Raw genomic sequence first — 14,915 nt, forward strand, 5'->3', positions numbered from 1 at the left:
ACATGGCTGATAAATTCGCAATCATCACCGGCGCGTCCAGCGGGATTGGCGCTGAATTGGCAAAGCTGGCGGCCGCAGATGGCTATGATCTCCTCGTCGTAGCCGACACGCCCTTCGCCGATGCCTCGGCCGGACTTGCAAGTTTTGGCGTTGCGGTGGATAGGCTGGAGGTCGATCTCTCCACGGTCCAAGGCGTCGATCAGTTGCTCGATCGCGCCGGCGGGCGACAGGTCGACTTGCTGTGCGCCAATGCCGGGCATGGCCTGGGACATGCGTTTCTCGACCAGCAACTGTCCGATTGGCGCCATGTCATCGACACCAATATCACTGGCACCATCTACCTCATGCAGAAGGTGCTCGGTCCGATGGTGGTGCGGGACTCAGGAAAGATCTTGGTTACCGGCTCGATCGCCGGTTTCATTCCTGGCAGCTTCAACGCGGTTTACAACGGCACCAAGGCTTTCATCGACAATTTCACCGAAGCGCTGCGCAATGAATTGAAGGATCATAAGGGCGTCACGCTGACGACGCTGATGCCCGGCGTGACCGACACGCAATTTTTCGACCGCGCTGGCCTGGGCGCCGACACTTCAGTGGGTGCCAACGATAAGAAGGCCGATCCGGCCAAGGTTGCAAAGGATGGCTGGAACGCGCTCCTGGCCGGAAAGGGCCATATCGTTTCGGGCTTCTCGAACAAGCTGCAGGTCGCAGCAGCGGGTATAGTTCCACAATCGTTTTTGGCTGAGCAGCATCGCAAGATGGCTGAGCCGGGCAGTGCGCAATAGGAGGCTGAGATGTCCAAAGATACCCGCAAGGTAGCGCGAGGGCCGCTCGGCGATGCTCGTCCAGACCATGAGGCTGACGATGATCGGCCCAAGGGGAAACCCTCCGAAAAGGTGGAGGACCGGCCCAATGTCGGCACGGTAAAACCCGAGGACTATCCGGCCGGGGATCGCGACAGCGCGCGCCCGGATTGAGATGTTTCAAACGAACGCCAGAGGCCGGATGAATAGCCCGATCCCTTATACGCCCGACGTCGAACGGATTGATCAGGATGAGGCGGACGTAAATGCCGAACTGGCGGACACATTCCGACAGATCATCGAAACCACATATCGCGATCTGGGCCATGGGTTTCGCGGCGTCCATGCCAAGAGTCACGCCCTCCTTCAGGCGCGCGTTCGCGTGCTTGAAGGGTTACCGCCTCATCATGCGCAAGGCGTTTTTGCCGAGCCGAACAGCTATGATGCCCTGGTACGGATATCCACCGGTGCTGGCGACATATTGCCTGACACCGTCTCATTGATCCGTGGCTTTGCCATCAAGCTCGTCGGTGTCGAAGGCGAACGGCTTGCAGGGAGTGAAGGCGACAGTACGCAGGACTTCCTGTTCGCCAATGGCGTTGCCTTTCCGGCCCCGGGGCCAAAGAAATTCCTCGCGAACCTGAAGCTGCTTTCCAAGACTACCGACAAGGTCGAGGGGCTCAAGAAGGCAGTATCTGCTGTCTTTCGGACAGCCCAGAAGGGCGTCGAAGTCCTGGGCGGGGAGAGCGCCTTGCTCGAACAGCTTGGCGGCCACCGCCACACGCATCCCCTTGGTGAGAGTTTCTTCACCCAGGCGCCGATCCGTTACGGCAACTATATCGCCAAACTCGGCGTCGTCCCGCGCTCAGAGAATTTCAAGGCGCTCGAAGGCCAGGAAATTGACATCGCCGGTCGTGACGATGCGCTGCGCGAAGAGATTGCCAGCCTGCTGGCGACGCAAGGCGGCGAATGGGAAATACGCGTACAGCTTGCCCGTGATCTTGCTGCCAATCCGATCGAAGATGCGTCGATCGCCTGGCCTGAAGAGAACAATCCCTATGTCGCGGTCGCGGTCATCAGCATTGCGCCACAGGCAAGCTGGACCTGGGACAGGGCGCGGGTGCTCGACGATGAGACAGCGTTCAGCCCTTGGCATGGGATCGAGGCGCATCGTCCGCTCGGTGCGGTGATGCGAGCGCGCAAGGTGGCCTATGCCGCGTCGTCCGAACTGCGCAGGCGGCTGAACGGCTGCCCGTTCCATGAGCCGTCGAATGCGCAACTGCCCGATGCCGAATAAGGAGAGATGCGATGCCCAAGGGCGACAAGTCGAGCTATAGCGACAAGCAGAAACGCAAGGCCGCCCATATCGAAGAGGGCTATGAGGATCGCAGCGTTTCTCACAGGGAGGCCGAGCGCCGCGCTTAGGCGAGGGTCAACAAGGAATCGGGCTGCGGAAACCACTGGGTTCCGGGCGCGGCAAGGCCGAACATCACGACAGTTCGCGCAAGGGCGGGCGCAAAGGCGGTTCCAGCCAGAGCGCTTCCGACCGATCCGCTGCCGCGAAAAAGGTTGGGAAACGCGGCGACGTAACGGGATCGCCTGAATTCCTGCTCCATGCGCAATCATAACCAGACTCCACCAGCTCGTCCGATTTGAATCTCAACTGCCTGGCGATCTGAGGTTGGTGACCCCACGGACAGCCGATACGCTCGAAGCGATCGCCATTTTGGAAATGCTGGCAGGGTCAAAAGCCCCGTCGATCTGCCTTATGCAAGATCGAAGAGGCAGGGAGGCGGGGCATGGCGACCCGTCCGTACACGCAGAAATTCTGAAAAAAGAGACGTACGTTCAGGACTTGAGGCCCTTCGCCATGTTGAGGTGGGCTGTCACGATGGGAATAAGCTTGGTCGCAAATTCCTTCAACGAGGGGACGTCACCATTGGCCGAATAGGCTCTGAGCGTGTCGAGCGTCTCCTGATGTCCCTTGGACTGCGCTTCGACATAGGCGGCATCGAAGTCAGCACCTTTCTTGCCCTTGAGCGCGTCGAGTGACTGTTGCTGCTCGGCAGTCAGGAGCGGCTTGGGCACAATGGCCGGGGAGGCGGCGCTCGCGGCCTGGCCAAGCTTTGCCGTAGAATCGGCATGCGCCTTGATCATCGTTTCCGCGAATTTCTTGACGGACGTCGACTGACTGTTGGACTGCGCCAATCTGGAGCTTTCGATTTCGAATGTATCGCTCGCCGCTGCCGCATTGGCGAACGCCTGGCCTGCGCTGTCCGCAACCGGCGCCGGTTCGATGGCGTTCACGCTGTTCGTCGGCACCGCCGCGGCGTTGTTGGACGTCGTATCGACCTTCTTGCCGCATCCGCCAAGTGCCAGCGTTGCCAATGATATCGCCACCGTCGCGAACTGCATCTTCATCGATCGTCTCCCGGATCATCATCTCTTGGAACTTCAACCCGCCGCGTCCAAGCTCGTTCCCACGGGAGCCTTCTTTGCCACCCGCCGTTTGGTGATGATCGAGCCATCACATGGAGGACAGGCAATGGGCATCTTCAGCAAGATCAGAGACAAGATTTTCGGTCATGACGATCAGAGGCCGAGCAGTGGCGCCCCCGCACCCGCCACGAATGTTCAGACCGCCAGCCCGACCCCGCCAGCCATTACGCCCCCGGCGTCGCCCGCCACGGCCACCGCGTCACCTGAGGCAGCGTCCCTGCCGCAGGTCGATGTCGGCATGGTCCTTTCGGCCATGGCCGACGCTAGGGGTGGCGGTGGCAATTACCAAAGTTCGATCGTCGATCTGCTGAAGCTCCTCGATCTCGATTCAAGTCTTGCGGCGCGCAAGCAACTGGCCGAAGAACTGGCTGTCCATGAGGGCGCTGACGGCAGCGCAGAGAAGAATATCGCGCTGCACAGGGCAGTGATGGCGAAACTCGCTGAAAATGGCGGCGTGGTTCCCGACAGCCTGCGCGACTAAGGCCTGGCCGTGCCGCTCCTTCTTGAGGTGACGGCCCGGCGTTAACCTGTCAGAACCATATCTGTCAGGACGGTGGCCCCGCGGTGACGCGGGGCCATCCTCGCGTCAAGCGATCCCTGCGCCGCCGGTCACGCCATAGACTTCACCGGTGATATAGCTGCCCTCCTGCGAGGCCAGCAGCACATAGACGGGCGCGATCTCGACCGGCTGACCGGGACGGCCGAACTGGCTCTGCTCACCGAACTTAGTGACTTTGTCCTGCGGTTGACCGCCACTGGATTGCAGCACCGTCCAGAATGGACCGGGGGCAACCACATTTGCCCGGATGCCCTTTTCGATCAGCTGCTTGGCCAGAGCCTTGGTGTAAGCGACGATGCCTGCCTTGGTCGTGGCATAATCGAGCAATATGGCCGAGGGCTCATAGGCCTGGACGGAGGCGGTGGTGATCACCGACGCACCGGCGGGAAGGTGCGGCACAGCGGCCTGTGTGATCCAGTGCATGGCGTAGAGATTGGTCTTGAGCGTGCGGTCGAAATCTTCCGAGCTCACGGCCTCCACGTCATCGCGAAATTGCTGGCGGCCAGCGTTGATGACAAGAATGTCGAGCCCGCCAAGGCCATTCACCGCCTCATCGACGAGCTTGCGGCACCAATTCTCGTCCGTGATGTCGCCGGGCAGTCCCACCGCCTTGCGACCTTCTGCCTCGATTAGGGCGATAACCGCCTTTGCGTCCTGCTCTTCGCTTGGAAGATAGGAGATGGCGACATCGGCGCCCTCGCGCGCATAGGCGATAGCGGCGGCTCTGCCGATGCCGCTGTCGCCGCCGGTGACCAGCGCCTTGCGGCCCTCGAGTTTGCCCGAGCCGGCATAGCTTTCCTCACCATGATCGGGCTTGGGATCCATGTCCGCGGCGATGCCGGGAACTGGCTGCGGCTGCTCGGGAAATGGGGGCTTGGGATATTGCGCGCGCGGGTCCTGCATGGTGAGACGCTCTGCCATGTTCACTCCTTGCTGATGGGGATGATGGACGACAGTCCAGTTTGCCGTTCTAGGCGACACGGCAAACTACGAGCCGCAGAGCCATCCAGTTCCACACCGGGCTCAGCAGGATGGCAATCTTATTCAAAGCTCTGATCTGGATCAGGAAAACAGGCCGCCTCTCGTGCGTTCTCGCCTGAAATCAGTTCAAGGGAATGTCGTCATCAACAGGACTCGGCTCGACAAGGCTCGCCCCCAGCGCGACGCGGAAAACTATCTTCATCTCGAACATTATGCGGCCCTGGGCGATGGCCGGACGGTGGCTTTGAGCGGTAGCGATGGGTCGCTCGACTGGTGGTGTGTCCCCAATCTCGATTCTCCGCCCCTGTTCGATAGGTTGCTTGATCCGCAGGAGGGCGGCTATTTCTCCATCACGCCCAGTGAAGCGTTCGAGGTCGAGCGGGCTTATCGTCCCCAGAGTAATGTCCTCGAGACGATATTCACGACCGCTGGCGGCAAGGCGCGAATGGTCGAATCGCTCAACAGCGGTTCTGCGGGACGCTTGCCCTGGTGCGAATTGGCGCGGCGTATCGAGGGGCTGGAAGGCTCGGTACATTTCGACATCGCTTTGATGCTCGGGCATCGGGCCGGGACCGCCTCCCCCTATATGCAGAATGTCGGAGGCCATGATATTTTCCACGTCGGCAGCGTGCTGGGTATTTTTCTGCGGGGATCGGGCGTGATCATCGAGCATCTGGGCGATAGTGGCGCGACTGCAAGTCTGATGATCGAGGCAGGCCAGACGGAACTGCTCGCAATGGTGGCAGGCGAAGACGAGCCGCTGGTGGCACCTTCGCTTGACGAAATAGACGCCCGGATCGACGGCTCGGATGACGAATGGCGCACATGGGCGCAGACGGTCCAATGTGACGGACCTTATCGGGAGGCATTGGTCAGAAGTGCCTTGGCCCTCAAACTCCTGCTCTTTTCGCCCAGTGGAGCGATCGCAGCGGCGGCGACCACTTCTCTCCCCGAACGGATTGGCGGGGCGAAAAATTACGACTATCGCTTCGCCTGGGTCCGCGACGCAGGCTATACCATCAACGCCTTCCTGCGCGTTGGTGCCCAGGCGGAGGCTAAGGCTGCCCTGACCTGGCTGCTCAAGCAAATCGAGGAAGTGGGGCCGCGCGTCTGCTATTCGATCTGGGGCGGCGCAGCTTCAGACGTCCGGACAGTCGATCTGCCTGGCTATCGCCGTTCAGAGCCGGTTGTTGCGGGAAATCGCGCCACGGATCAGCGGCAGCATGGAATTTATGGCGATATCTTCGAGACCGCGGCATGCTTCGTAAACCATGGGAATATCCTGGACGCGCGCAGCGCAGAGATATTGGCCCATCTTGCCGATCAATGTGCAGACATCTGGCGCCAGCAGGATAGCGGCATCTGGGAGCTTGCGCAGGAGCAGCATTATACCATGTCGAAAATCAGTTGCTGGCAGGCCCTGGCTCGCGCCGTCGAGTTGGCCGACGCAGGACAATTGCCGACGACCTGCCGCGATCGCTGGTCACGCGAACGAGACAGGATCGAGGCCTGGATAACGGAGCATTGCTGGTCCGAGAGCCTGGGCGCCTACAGTTTCTATCCCGGCTCGGATCGCCTCGATGCGTCCCTCGCCCTGGCTGTGCGCTTTGGGTTCGATGGACGGGATCGACTGCGTCGAACGGTCGAGGCGATCGATCGGGAGCTCGGCTGTGGACCCTATCATTATCGCTATTCCGGAGCCGACAAGGAAGAAGGTTGCTTCCTCGCCTGCACCTTCTGGATGGTCGAGGCCAAAATTCTGCTTGATCAGCCTGAAGCGGCGTCCAGGGCATTTGCCGAGGCGATTGAGGGGCTGGCACCCACAGCTGGCGTATATCCTGAAATGATAGATCCCGTGTCCGGGCGCTATCTGGGCAACATGCCGCAAGGACTGACCCATCTCGCGATCATTCAGGCTCTCATGTCGCTGCAGGCTGGCAGAAGCTAGGCTCCTTCGAACATGGCCAGCTTCCAGGCTCCGCTGCAACCTGTGCGGCTCAAGGATGCTGGTTATAGGATGGGCCGCTATGCTCGGTCGCGACGTTGTTACCGGTGATCTGATCCTGCTCCAGTTCCTCGCCATGCCAGACATTTTTCGCGACGAATATGATGATGAACAGGGCGATGATGACGCCGCAAATGAATGTGCCGGGCTTTCCGAGCCGGCGCGGCGAGGGCTTCTCATCCGATGCCATCAGTAAGCGACCTCCAGCAATAGCTCGCCTTCCTCTTCACCATCCCAATAATGCGCGCGCTCGCCGATCACCTGGATCAGCACTAGGCCAGGCGTCTGCGTGCCCTGCGGCCACCACCGTTCCAGGCCTTTCGTCCAATCCGCAAACTGGTCCTTGTCGCGGATGAGCATGGCTTTCCCTTCCACCGCCAGAAAGAAGGGGCGTTGCCCCAATAAGCCCGATTTACCCTGATAGCTTAGATTTACTGCGGGATCGGCCTCGATATCCGACACCATGAGCGTGGTCTCTTCCGTGAAAAACCAGGCGCTACCGTTTTAATCGACCGCGCGGTTGTTGCTCATCGGACGCGATTCGATCGCGCCTCCACCCATATGGGTGGCAAGCATCGCGAAATCGATCTCGTTCATCTTGCGCGACAGATCTTCAAGCGACATGGACATGACCGTCTGCTCCTGTTGTTTCGGCATCAACGCATGAACAGGAATAACGGGCCACCCAGCGAAGCGGCGCTACAAGTACGCATCCGCTTGGACGGGATCAGCCTTGTGCGAGCTTCCTCGCCTGCGATAGCGCAAATTTCCGCTGCCTGGGCGTCGGACAGTGACGGGCGACGATCCAGCTTGGATCGCGCTCCATCCTGCGTAGAAACGTCGCGGAGCAGCGAGATTTCCTCCGCCCTTGAGCGTCAGGGCTTCGACATCATCACGCATGCGTGATTCCCCGCAATTATGTTCCTCTCATTTCGGTGAACTCGACGGAGCAGAGAAATATCCTTGATCGGGCTGCATTCCCGCGCACGCAAAGGGGATCATTTGGCCAGCCCATCCATTTCTCCGGAAAGGAGATCAGGATGCACTGGCCAAGGAAACTGACGGTCGTTCGGCATGGCCAAAGCGCAGGCAACGTCGCGCGGGATGCAGCCATGCAGGCCAATGTCGATCGCATAGATTTGTCCGAGCGAGATGCTGACGTGCCCCTGAGCGAACTGGGCCGCGACCAGGCTGGAGCGCTTGGACGTTGGTATGCCGGCGAGGCGCCGCATGAGCGTCCAGATGTTCTCCTTGCCTCTCCCTATCGGCGCGCCTGCGAGACCGCCGATCTATTCCGTCAGGCCGGAGGTTGCGCAAACAATGTGCCCATCTGCTTTGACGAGCGGCTGCGGGAAAAGGAATTCGGCATCCTCGATGGGCTGACATCCATGGGGATAAGCAGCATCGAGCCGCAGCAAGCAGAATTTCGCAGGCTGTTAGGCAAATTCTATCATCGCCCTCCAGGGGGTGAAAGCTGGTGCGACGTCATTTTGCGACTGCGCTCCGTGATGGATACGATCGCGCTTCATCATGCTGACCGGCATGTGATGATCTTCACCCATCAGGTGGTGGTGCTGTGCCTGCGATACATCATCGAAGGCATGACCGAGGCCGAGATATTGGACGTCGACCGTGAAGGCGATGTCGCCAACTGCGCCATCACCGAATATGCATTCGACGCGGAAAAGGGCAAGGATGGAGGGCTATTGCTTGTCCGATACAATGTGACGGCCCCGGTCGAGCAGGAAGACACGCCCGTGACCCGCGCGCCCGATGCCATAGCCGGTGCACGCGGATGAATTGCCGACGGCTCGACGAGGCGTGGCTGAAGCGCCATCCGCTGCCGGCGATCGCGCAAGGCGCCGACAAGAACAGTCGCGGTCGCATCCTGGTGGTTGGAGGGGCCGAATTTGTGCCAGGTGCGCTGCGCCTTACCGGTGAAGCCGCGCTGCGCGCAGGTGCGGGAAAGCTGCAGATGGCGACCGTGCGATCTTCGGCCCTGTCATTGGGCGTGCTCGTCCCGGAGGCTGCCATGATTGCCCTGCCTGCCGACGAAGACGGAGAAATCGCTCCTGCGGCAGCAGAAATATTGAAAGATCGAATCACGGCCTGCGACACGCTCGTCCTGGGACCAGGCATGAGCACGGGCAGGGCGGCGCAGGCATTTGTCGCCCATCTCCTTGATCGCGCTGATTTTCCTGCCAGTCTCATTCTCGATGCTGCAGCTCTGGTTTCACTGCGTGACTTCGACCCACTACGGTGGCGAGTATGCAAGGATGTAATTTTCACGCCTCACCATGGAGAGATGGCGGCGCTGAGCGGCCTGCCAATCGACGAAATCAAGGCGAGGCCAGCAGCGATAGCAGCCGAAATGGCGGCGCGATGGAGCGCGGTCATCCTCCTCAAGGGAGATATCAGCTATCTGGCCAAACCTGACGGCCAATGTCTCGTTTATGAGGGCGGCTGCGTCGGGCTCGGCACGGGAGGCTCGGGCGATGTGTTGGCTGGACTGATAGGGGGCCTGGCTTCTCGAGGTGCGAGTGCATTTCAGGCCGCCGCCTGGGGCGCCTGGATCCATGGAAAGGCCGGCAACATCCTTGCTGAGACAATCGGCGAGATAGGCTTTCTGGCACGCGAACTGTTACCGCTCATTCCGGCTCTCATCGAGCAAACCATGCGAACTCCGGACCCTTCTGAGGATATCCTGCCCTAGCTGTCGTTCATTGTTGCCTGCTTGAGCTATAGATCAGCAGATGCACTATACGCGATTTCCGTGATCTTTCCGACCACAGGCGCCAAGTACCCTATCGGCCGGATCGAATGTTGGTGAATGAACGCGCACCGGACCGCACCCGATTTCGCCGAAATGCCGATGTATCGCTGGGACGACGCGGCGTGCCTTAGGGCTGATTCCGCGTCAATATATTCGGATCGTGCGTCTCCTGCGCGGGTCGTGGGCGTCGCTGTTCATCACTCTTTCCTTGCAAAGTTTAGGACAATAGGCCGCGCCGGTTCCCGGCGAACATGTTCATCTGGACCAGTGACGCGCGGAAGGCCTGCGTTCAGGAATCTCACTGATGCAAATTAGTCGGTGCCATTTTGTGCGGAACATCGCCGCCCCTGCGAACTTCCTTGCGTAGCGGACGCCTGGGCGGCGCTTCCGCCTGATAGCCCACATAATTGATCCACATAAGGAGGATGTTGCATGGCGCGCAAGATTGGACAGGACACAGGCGCAGCGGCGCAGGCCGGCACATTCGAAACGCAAGTGGGCAATGGGGGCGAGCTGCATCAGTTGCCCGGTGGCGATAGCCCGGTACTGACGACCCAGCAGGGCGTTCCGGTAGCCGACGACCAGAACAGCCTAAGGGTCGGCGAGCGTGGTCCGACACTGCTGGATGACTTTCACCTTCGCGAAAAGCTCTTCCATTTCGATCATGAGCGCATTCCAGAGCGCGTCGTTCATGCCCGGGGCTTTGGCGTGCATGGCACCTTCACGCTGACAGAAAGCCTGGAGGAATTCACCACAGCCAAAATCCTGACCGAGGTAGGCGAGACGACGCCGATGTTCGTGCGCTTCTCGACTGTCGCAGGCAATAAGGGCTCGTTTGACCTAGCGCGCGACGTGCGCGGCTTTGCTGCCAAATTCTATACCAAGGAGGGCAATTGGGATATTGTTGGCAACAATATTCCTGTCTTCTTTATCCAGGATGCCATCAAATTCCCTGACCTTGTCCACGCCGCAAAGCAGGAGCCGGATCGCGGCTTTCCGCAGGCGCAGACTGCACATGACAATTTCTGGGACTTCATCAGCCTGACGCCTGAGTCCATGCACATGATCATGTGGACCATGTCGGACCGGGCGATCCCGCGCTCCTTCCGCTTCATGGAAGGGTTCGGCGTCCACAGCTTCCGTCTGATAAATGCTGACGGAAAGGGCGTCTTCGTCAAATTTCACTTCAAGCCACGGCAGGGCTTGCAATCGGTGCTCTGGAACGAAGCGGTCAAGATCAACGGAGCGGACCCCGACTTCCACCGCCGTGACCTGTGGGACGCGATTGATCTGGGCAGCCCGCCAGAATGGGACTTCGGCGTCCAGATCTTCGACGATGATTTCGCAGACCGGTTCGAGTTCGACGTGCTTGATCCGACCAAGATCATCCCGGAGGAACAAGTGCCGGTCCGCATCATCGGCAGCTTCGTGCTAGATAACCATGTCGACAATTTCTTCGCCGAAACCGAACAGGTCGCTTTCTGTACGCAAAATGTCGTGCCTGGCATTGGCTTCTCTAACGATCCGCTGCTTCAGGGCCGCAACTTCTCCTACCTCGATACGCAGCTCAAGCGCCTGGGCGGCCCGAACTTCACCCATATCCCGATCAATGCGCCCAAAGGGTGCCCATTCCATAATTTCCAGCAGGATGGACATATGGCGATGCGCAACACCAAGGGGCGCGTCAATTATGAGCCCAATAGTTGGGCCGCGAACGAACATAATCCGCGCGCCGACCCGACGACCGGCTATCGCCATTTCGGCGAGGAGGTAAACGGCCGAAAGACGCAGGTCCGATCGGCCAGCTTCGCCGACCATTATAGCCAGGCGCGGCAATTCTTCATCAGCCAGGCCCCGATCGAGCAGAAGCATATCGGTGACGCGCTGGTGTTCGAACTCTCGAAATGCGAGCGCGTGGACATTCGCGAGCGGATCGTCGGCCATCTGCGCCATATCGACGAGACTCTGGCGGCGGTCGTCGCGGGTGGCCTTGGCTTGCCGAAATTGCCGGAGCGGGCGCAGGCAGCGGTGCCGACCCGCACCGACCTTCCACCTTCGCCCGCGCTCAGCATCCTGGCGCGGGGGCCCAAGAACTTCGCTGGCCGAAAGCTCGGCATAGTGGTCAGCGACGAGGCCCCGGCCAAGTTGCTGAAGGCTCTCGTCGCGGGTGTCGAGGCGACGGGGGCCGTCTACGAGATCATCGCGCCCAAAATTGCCGGCGCTATGCTGGATGACGGAAATCAGGTGGAAGCGAAACAAAAGATCGATGGCGGCCCATCGGTCCTCTATGACGCGGTTGTCCTGCTGCTGGCCCCTGATGGTGCAGCGCAGCTGGCGCGGGACAAGACCGCAAAAGACTTCGTCAGCGATGCCTACGCCCATGCCAAGTTCATCGGCTACACCGAAGATGCGCTGCCGCTAATCGACGCGGCAGGGATAGGCGAGGCGGACATGGACGAGGGGCTGGTCGCGCTGACCGATGCAGACAGCGTGGCCGGTTTTCTTCAGAACTGCGCGGCGCTGCGACTTTGGGATCGAGAATATAAGGTCGACCTGGACGCGGCTGGCTTCCTTACCGCGCAGCCGAATTGAGCGAGACACGTCACTCTATCACAAGGAGACCCTCAATGTCGGTATTGGACAAGGTTATCGCGGCGGTGACGCCGCCCGAAAGTGCAAAAGCGCGGGCCAAGGCACGGGAGGAGGCGCGGCGGACAGCCGTTAGCGGCGACTGGCTCGATCAGATCCTCATTCATCATGAACAGATCGACGCCGCCTTCGACAAGGCGGAAGGCGCGACCGGCGCAACTGATCGGACCGCTGCTCTGAAGGAGCTGGGCGCGCTGCTGACCGGCCACTCGATGGCGGAGGAAGCGGTGGTCTATCCGCAGCTGTCGCATGACCACAAAGGCCCCATGGGCCTGAGCTATCAGGAGCAGCAGGCCGCCAAGGTGCAGGTCGCACTTCTTGAAGCGCTCGATCCCCTGTCGCAGGACTGGGCCGACAAGCTCGGTCACCTGCGGGGCGCAGTCGCGCACCATGTCTATGAAGAGGAAGGCAGCCGCTTCCTCAAGCTGCATGAAGAACTGCCGGCCGATGTGCAGACCCGCATGACGCAGCGCTATCGCGAGGAAACGACGCGGTACGGCGCAGGCCTCGCATGAACCACTGAGCAGGAGATCAACATGACCCTGGAAGGCAAATCTATCGCCATTCTGATTGCGCCCAAGGGCACTGAGGAACCGGAATTCGTCCAGCCGCGCGACGCGATCATCGCCGCGGGTGGACGCGTCACTGTCGTCAGTCTCAAAAGCGGGGTGGCGCAGACCAACAATGATGATCTAGACCCCGGTAACGCCTATGCCGTGGACAAAGTGGTCCAGGAAGTGACGGCAGATGATTTTGACGGCATCATCATTCCCGGCGGCACGGTCGGCGCTGACATACTGCGGGCCAGCCGCGAAACGGTGGCGCTGGTGCGCGATTTCGTGGCGCAGAAAAAGCCTGTAGGTGCGATCTGTCATGGTCCATGGCTGCTGGTTGAGGCGGAGGTGCTGGAAGATCGCACGATCACGTCCTATCCGACGCTGCGTACCGACATCGAAAATGCTGGCGGCAACTGGGTCAACGAGGAAGTTGCGGTTGATGAGGGCATAATCACAAGCCGCAAGCCCGATGACCTGCCTGCCTTCTGCGCAAAGTTTGTCGAGGCGTTCGCGCTGGCGAACGAACCCGCGACATAAGGCCAACCGTTGGGAGGATGCCGTGATCATTCCTCCGAGTGATCGCCGCAAAAGACCAAGGCATGAGGAAGCGGCTAGCGCCATGTGCCGCTACGGTCCCTGCAGGCACGCCCTCGGTGGATGGCCTCGTTCGCCTTGCGAGTTTCTTCGCGTTGCAGCCCGGCAGGTTGATGTCCGCCCGACGGCGGGTATCGGCACCAGGAGGAGTTCCCACACTTCCTGGCGAACGGTGTCTTTTGATCTGGAGGGCGCTGAGAGCGGGGCGCTGCGGCATGGGAAAAAGCGCCCGTTCTCTCATTGATATAAACCATCGCACCAGCTCGAATTGTTCGATATGCGAGGATCGCCCGCATATGACGGGAGTTGTCCGTGGGAGTCATCAATAGACCGGTTTTCCGTTGATTTGCCCCCACCGAGTGGACCGATTGGTTTGTTAGTGCATTAAGCTCATCGCCGCCATATCCGGACGGAGGTGGAGCGAAGCGGAACCGGAGGCCGGATATGGCGGTGTCGCCGTTTCTGGTGCCGGTGGCCGATAGCCAAGACTGCTGTGCGGGCGGACGGTGTTGTAATGCCGCCGCCAGGCTTCGATCAGCACCCTGGCCTCGGCGAGGCTGTAGAAGATTTCACCATTGAGCAGTTCGTCGCGCAGCGACCCATTGAAGCTTTCATTATAGCCATTCTCCCATGGCGATCCCGGCGCGATGTAGAGCGTCTTCACGCCGATCTGCCGCAGCCATTGCTGGACGGCATTGGCGATAAATTCGGCGCCATTATCTGACCGTATATGTGCAGGCGGGCCGCGCGAGATGAACAGGTCCGCCAAGGCCGCCAGCACATCCTCATGTTTGAGCTGTCGCGCAACGATAAGCGCCAGACATTCCCTGCTGGCCTCGTCGATGATCGTCAGGATGCGGAACTTGCGGCCGTCATGCGTGCGCCCCTCGACGAAGTCGTAGGCCCACACATGCCCAGGATACTCAGGCCGCAGGCGGATGCATGATCCGTCGTTGAGCCATAGACGCCCGCGTTTGGGCTGGCGCTGCGGCACCTTGAGCCCTTCGCGCCGCCATATCCGCTCGACCCGTTTATGGTTCACCGTCCACCCCGCATGGCACAGCAACGCCGTGACCCGGCGGTAGCCGTAACGACCATATTGCTTTGCCAAGGCGATGATGTCCTCCGTCAGCGCCTGTTCGTCATCCGCCCCACGCGGCACTTTACGCTGTGTCGATCGATGCTGCCCCAGAACCCGGCATATCCGTCGCTCGGATAGCCGGACTGGCAGATCCCGTCGTATATGATCGATGCAGCGCCGTCGCCGCGCGGGGCTCAGAAGTTTCCCCGTGCAGCTTCCTGCAATATCAGCTTGTCCAGCGTCAGGTCCGAGATCGCCCGGCGCAGCCGTTGGTTTTCCTTCTCCAGATCCTTCATCCGCCGTGCCTGGTCGGTCTTCAGCCCGCCATATTCCTTGCGCCAGCTAATGGGATGGACGGCTCTCCCACCCCGGAGCATCGTTGTGCAACCGGCAGTCGAAGGAGAGGAATGATGA

Annotated in this window: 13 protein-coding genes and 3 pseudogenes; 11 read left to right on the forward strand and 5 right to left on the reverse strand. The window is 60.3% G+C overall.

The features are described from left to right. The first annotated feature begins 2 nt into the window (after positions 1–2). The 4 genes and pseudogenes from AC0KVN_RS25145 to AC0KVN_RS25160 all read left to right on the forward strand — a co-directional run bounded on the left by AC0KVN_RS25145 (position 3) and on the right by AC0KVN_RS25160 (position 2,406). Complete coding sequence (locus AC0KVN_RS25145; protein ID WP_483656487.1) at positions 3–785, forward strand: SDR family NAD(P)-dependent oxidoreductase; 783 nt, start codon at positions 3–5, stop codon at positions 783–785. Positions 786–794: 9 nt separating this feature from the next. After that, on the forward strand, positions 795–977 hold the full coding sequence (locus tag AC0KVN_RS25150) for a hypothetical protein (protein ID WP_483656488.1): 183 nt from the start codon (positions 795–797) through the stop codon (positions 975–977). Between the two features lie 28 nt (positions 978–1,005). Next, the gene (locus AC0KVN_RS25155; protein WP_483656489.1) at positions 1,006–2,100 is read left to right on the forward strand and encodes a catalase family protein; all 1,095 of its coding nucleotides are present in this window, start codon (positions 1,006–1,008) and stop codon (positions 2,098–2,100) included. 11 nt (positions 2,101–2,111) lie between these two features. Next, a pseudogene (locus AC0KVN_RS25160) lies at positions 2,112–2,406 on the forward strand (plasmid stabilization protein). 245 nt (positions 2,407–2,651) lie between these two features. Here the strand turns inward: AC0KVN_RS25160 and AC0KVN_RS25165 are convergent. Continuing rightward, positions 2,652–3,224, reverse strand: coding sequence for a DUF4142 domain-containing protein (locus AC0KVN_RS25165; protein WP_483656490.1), 573 nt, complete (start codon positions 3,222–3,224; stop codon positions 2,652–2,654). Positions 3,225–3,348: 124 nt separating this feature from the next. Here AC0KVN_RS25165 and AC0KVN_RS25170 point away from each other — a divergent pair, with 124 nt between their 5' ends. Then, the gene (locus tag AC0KVN_RS25170) at positions 3,349–3,783 is read left to right on the forward strand and encodes a DUF3597 domain-containing protein (RefSeq protein WP_483656491.1); all 435 of its coding nucleotides are present in this window, start codon (positions 3,349–3,351) and stop codon (positions 3,781–3,783) included. A 105-nt stretch (positions 3,784–3,888) separates the two neighbouring features. On the opposite strand, the gene AC0KVN_RS25175 is transcribed toward AC0KVN_RS25170, so the two are convergent. Beyond that, on the reverse strand, positions 3,889–4,782 hold the full coding sequence (locus tag AC0KVN_RS25175; RefSeq protein ID WP_483656492.1) for an SDR family oxidoreductase: 894 nt from the start codon (positions 4,780–4,782) through the stop codon (positions 3,889–3,891). Positions 4,783–4,984: 202 nt separating this feature from the next. On the opposite strand from AC0KVN_RS25175, the gene AC0KVN_RS25180 reads away from it, so the two are divergent. Continuing rightward, entirely contained in the window at positions 4,985–6,790 is a 1,806-nt protein-coding gene (locus AC0KVN_RS25180) for a glycoside hydrolase family 15 protein (protein WP_483656498.1), read from the forward strand. A 49-nt stretch (positions 6,791–6,839) separates the two neighbouring features. Here AC0KVN_RS25180 and AC0KVN_RS25185 read toward each other — a convergent pair whose 3' ends face one another. Next, on the reverse strand, positions 6,840–7,037 hold the full coding sequence (locus AC0KVN_RS25185; RefSeq protein WP_483656493.1) for a hypothetical protein: 198 nt from the start codon (positions 7,035–7,037) through the stop codon (positions 6,840–6,842). Continuing rightward, positions 7,037–7,477, reverse strand: a pseudogene (locus tag AC0KVN_RS25190) (pyridoxamine 5'-phosphate oxidase family protein). The gene AC0KVN_RS25185 and the pseudogene AC0KVN_RS25190 overlap by 1 nt, the downstream one beginning before the upstream one ends. 410 nt (positions 7,478–7,887) lie before the next feature. On the opposite strand from AC0KVN_RS25190, the gene AC0KVN_RS25195 reads away from it, so the two are divergent. From AC0KVN_RS25195 to AC0KVN_RS25215, 5 genes are all read left to right on the forward strand, one after another. After that, entirely contained in the window at positions 7,888–8,646 is a 759-nt protein-coding gene (locus AC0KVN_RS25195; RefSeq protein ID WP_483656499.1) for a histidine phosphatase family protein, read from the forward strand. After that, the gene (locus tag AC0KVN_RS25200; protein ID WP_483656494.1) at positions 8,643–9,560 is read left to right on the forward strand and encodes an NAD(P)H-hydrate dehydratase; all 918 of its coding nucleotides are present in this window, start codon (positions 8,643–8,645) and stop codon (positions 9,558–9,560) included. The genes AC0KVN_RS25195 and AC0KVN_RS25200 overlap by 4 nt, the downstream gene beginning before the upstream one ends. Positions 9,561–10,052: 492 nt before the next feature. After that, on the forward strand, positions 10,053–12,212 hold the full coding sequence (locus AC0KVN_RS25205) for a catalase (RefSeq protein WP_483656495.1): 2,160 nt from the start codon (positions 10,053–10,055) through the stop codon (positions 12,210–12,212). Positions 12,213–12,247: 35 nt separating this feature from the next. Next, complete coding sequence (locus tag AC0KVN_RS25210; RefSeq protein WP_483656496.1) at positions 12,248–12,784, forward strand: hemerythrin domain-containing protein; 537 nt, start codon at positions 12,248–12,250, stop codon at positions 12,782–12,784. A gap of 21 nt (positions 12,785–12,805) precedes the next feature. Further along, complete coding sequence (locus AC0KVN_RS25215) at positions 12,806–13,363, forward strand: type 1 glutamine amidotransferase domain-containing protein (RefSeq protein ID WP_483656497.1); 558 nt, start codon at positions 12,806–12,808, stop codon at positions 13,361–13,363. A 433-nt stretch (positions 13,364–13,796) separates the two neighbouring features. Here the strand turns inward: AC0KVN_RS25215 and AC0KVN_RS25220 are convergent. Beyond that, a pseudogene (locus tag AC0KVN_RS25220) lies at positions 13,797–14,915 on the reverse strand (IS3 family transposase); the annotation flags it as partial.

Source organism: Sphingobium sp. SG1 (assembly GCF_057063145.1).

Excerpts from the sequence above, each read along its gene's own strand:
- AC0KVN_RS25215 (WP_483656497.1), top strand. The coding sequence starts at position 12,806 with ATGACCCTGGAAGGCAAATCTATCGCCATTCTGATTGCGCCCAAGGGC.
- AC0KVN_RS25175 (WP_483656492.1), bottom strand. The coding sequence starts at position 4,782 with ATGGCAGAGCGTCTCACCATGCAGGACCCGCGCGCGCAATATCCCAAG.
- AC0KVN_RS25170 (WP_483656491.1), top strand. The coding sequence starts at position 3,349 with ATGGGCATCTTCAGCAAGATCAGAGACAAGATTTTCGGTCATGACGAT.
- AC0KVN_RS25155 (WP_483656489.1), top strand. The coding sequence starts at position 1,006 with ATGAATAGCCCGATCCCTTATACGCCCGACGTCGAACGGATTGATCAG.
- AC0KVN_RS25150 (WP_483656488.1), top strand. The coding sequence starts at position 795 with ATGTCCAAAGATACCCGCAAGGTAGCGCGAGGGCCGCTCGGCGATGCT.
- AC0KVN_RS25165 (WP_483656490.1), bottom strand. The coding sequence starts at position 3,224 with ATGAAGATGCAGTTCGCGACGGTGGCGATATCATTGGCAACGCTGGCA.
- AC0KVN_RS25205 (WP_483656495.1), top strand. The coding sequence starts at position 10,053 with ATGGCGCGCAAGATTGGACAGGACACAGGCGCAGCGGCGCAGGCCGGC.
- AC0KVN_RS25195 (WP_483656499.1), top strand. The coding sequence starts at position 7,888 with ATGCACTGGCCAAGGAAACTGACGGTCGTTCGGCATGGCCAAAGCGCA.
- AC0KVN_RS25200 (WP_483656494.1), top strand. The coding sequence starts at position 8,643 with ATGAATTGCCGACGGCTCGACGAGGCGTGGCTGAAGCGCCATCCGCTG.
- AC0KVN_RS25210 (WP_483656496.1), top strand. The coding sequence starts at position 12,248 with ATGTCGGTATTGGACAAGGTTATCGCGGCGGTGACGCCGCCCGAAAGT.
- AC0KVN_RS25185 (WP_483656493.1), bottom strand. The coding sequence starts at position 7,037 with ATGGCATCGGATGAGAAGCCCTCGCCGCGCCGGCTCGGAAAGCCCGGC.
- AC0KVN_RS25145 (WP_483656487.1), top strand. The coding sequence starts at position 3 with ATGGCTGATAAATTCGCAATCATCACCGGCGCGTCCAGCGGGATTGGC.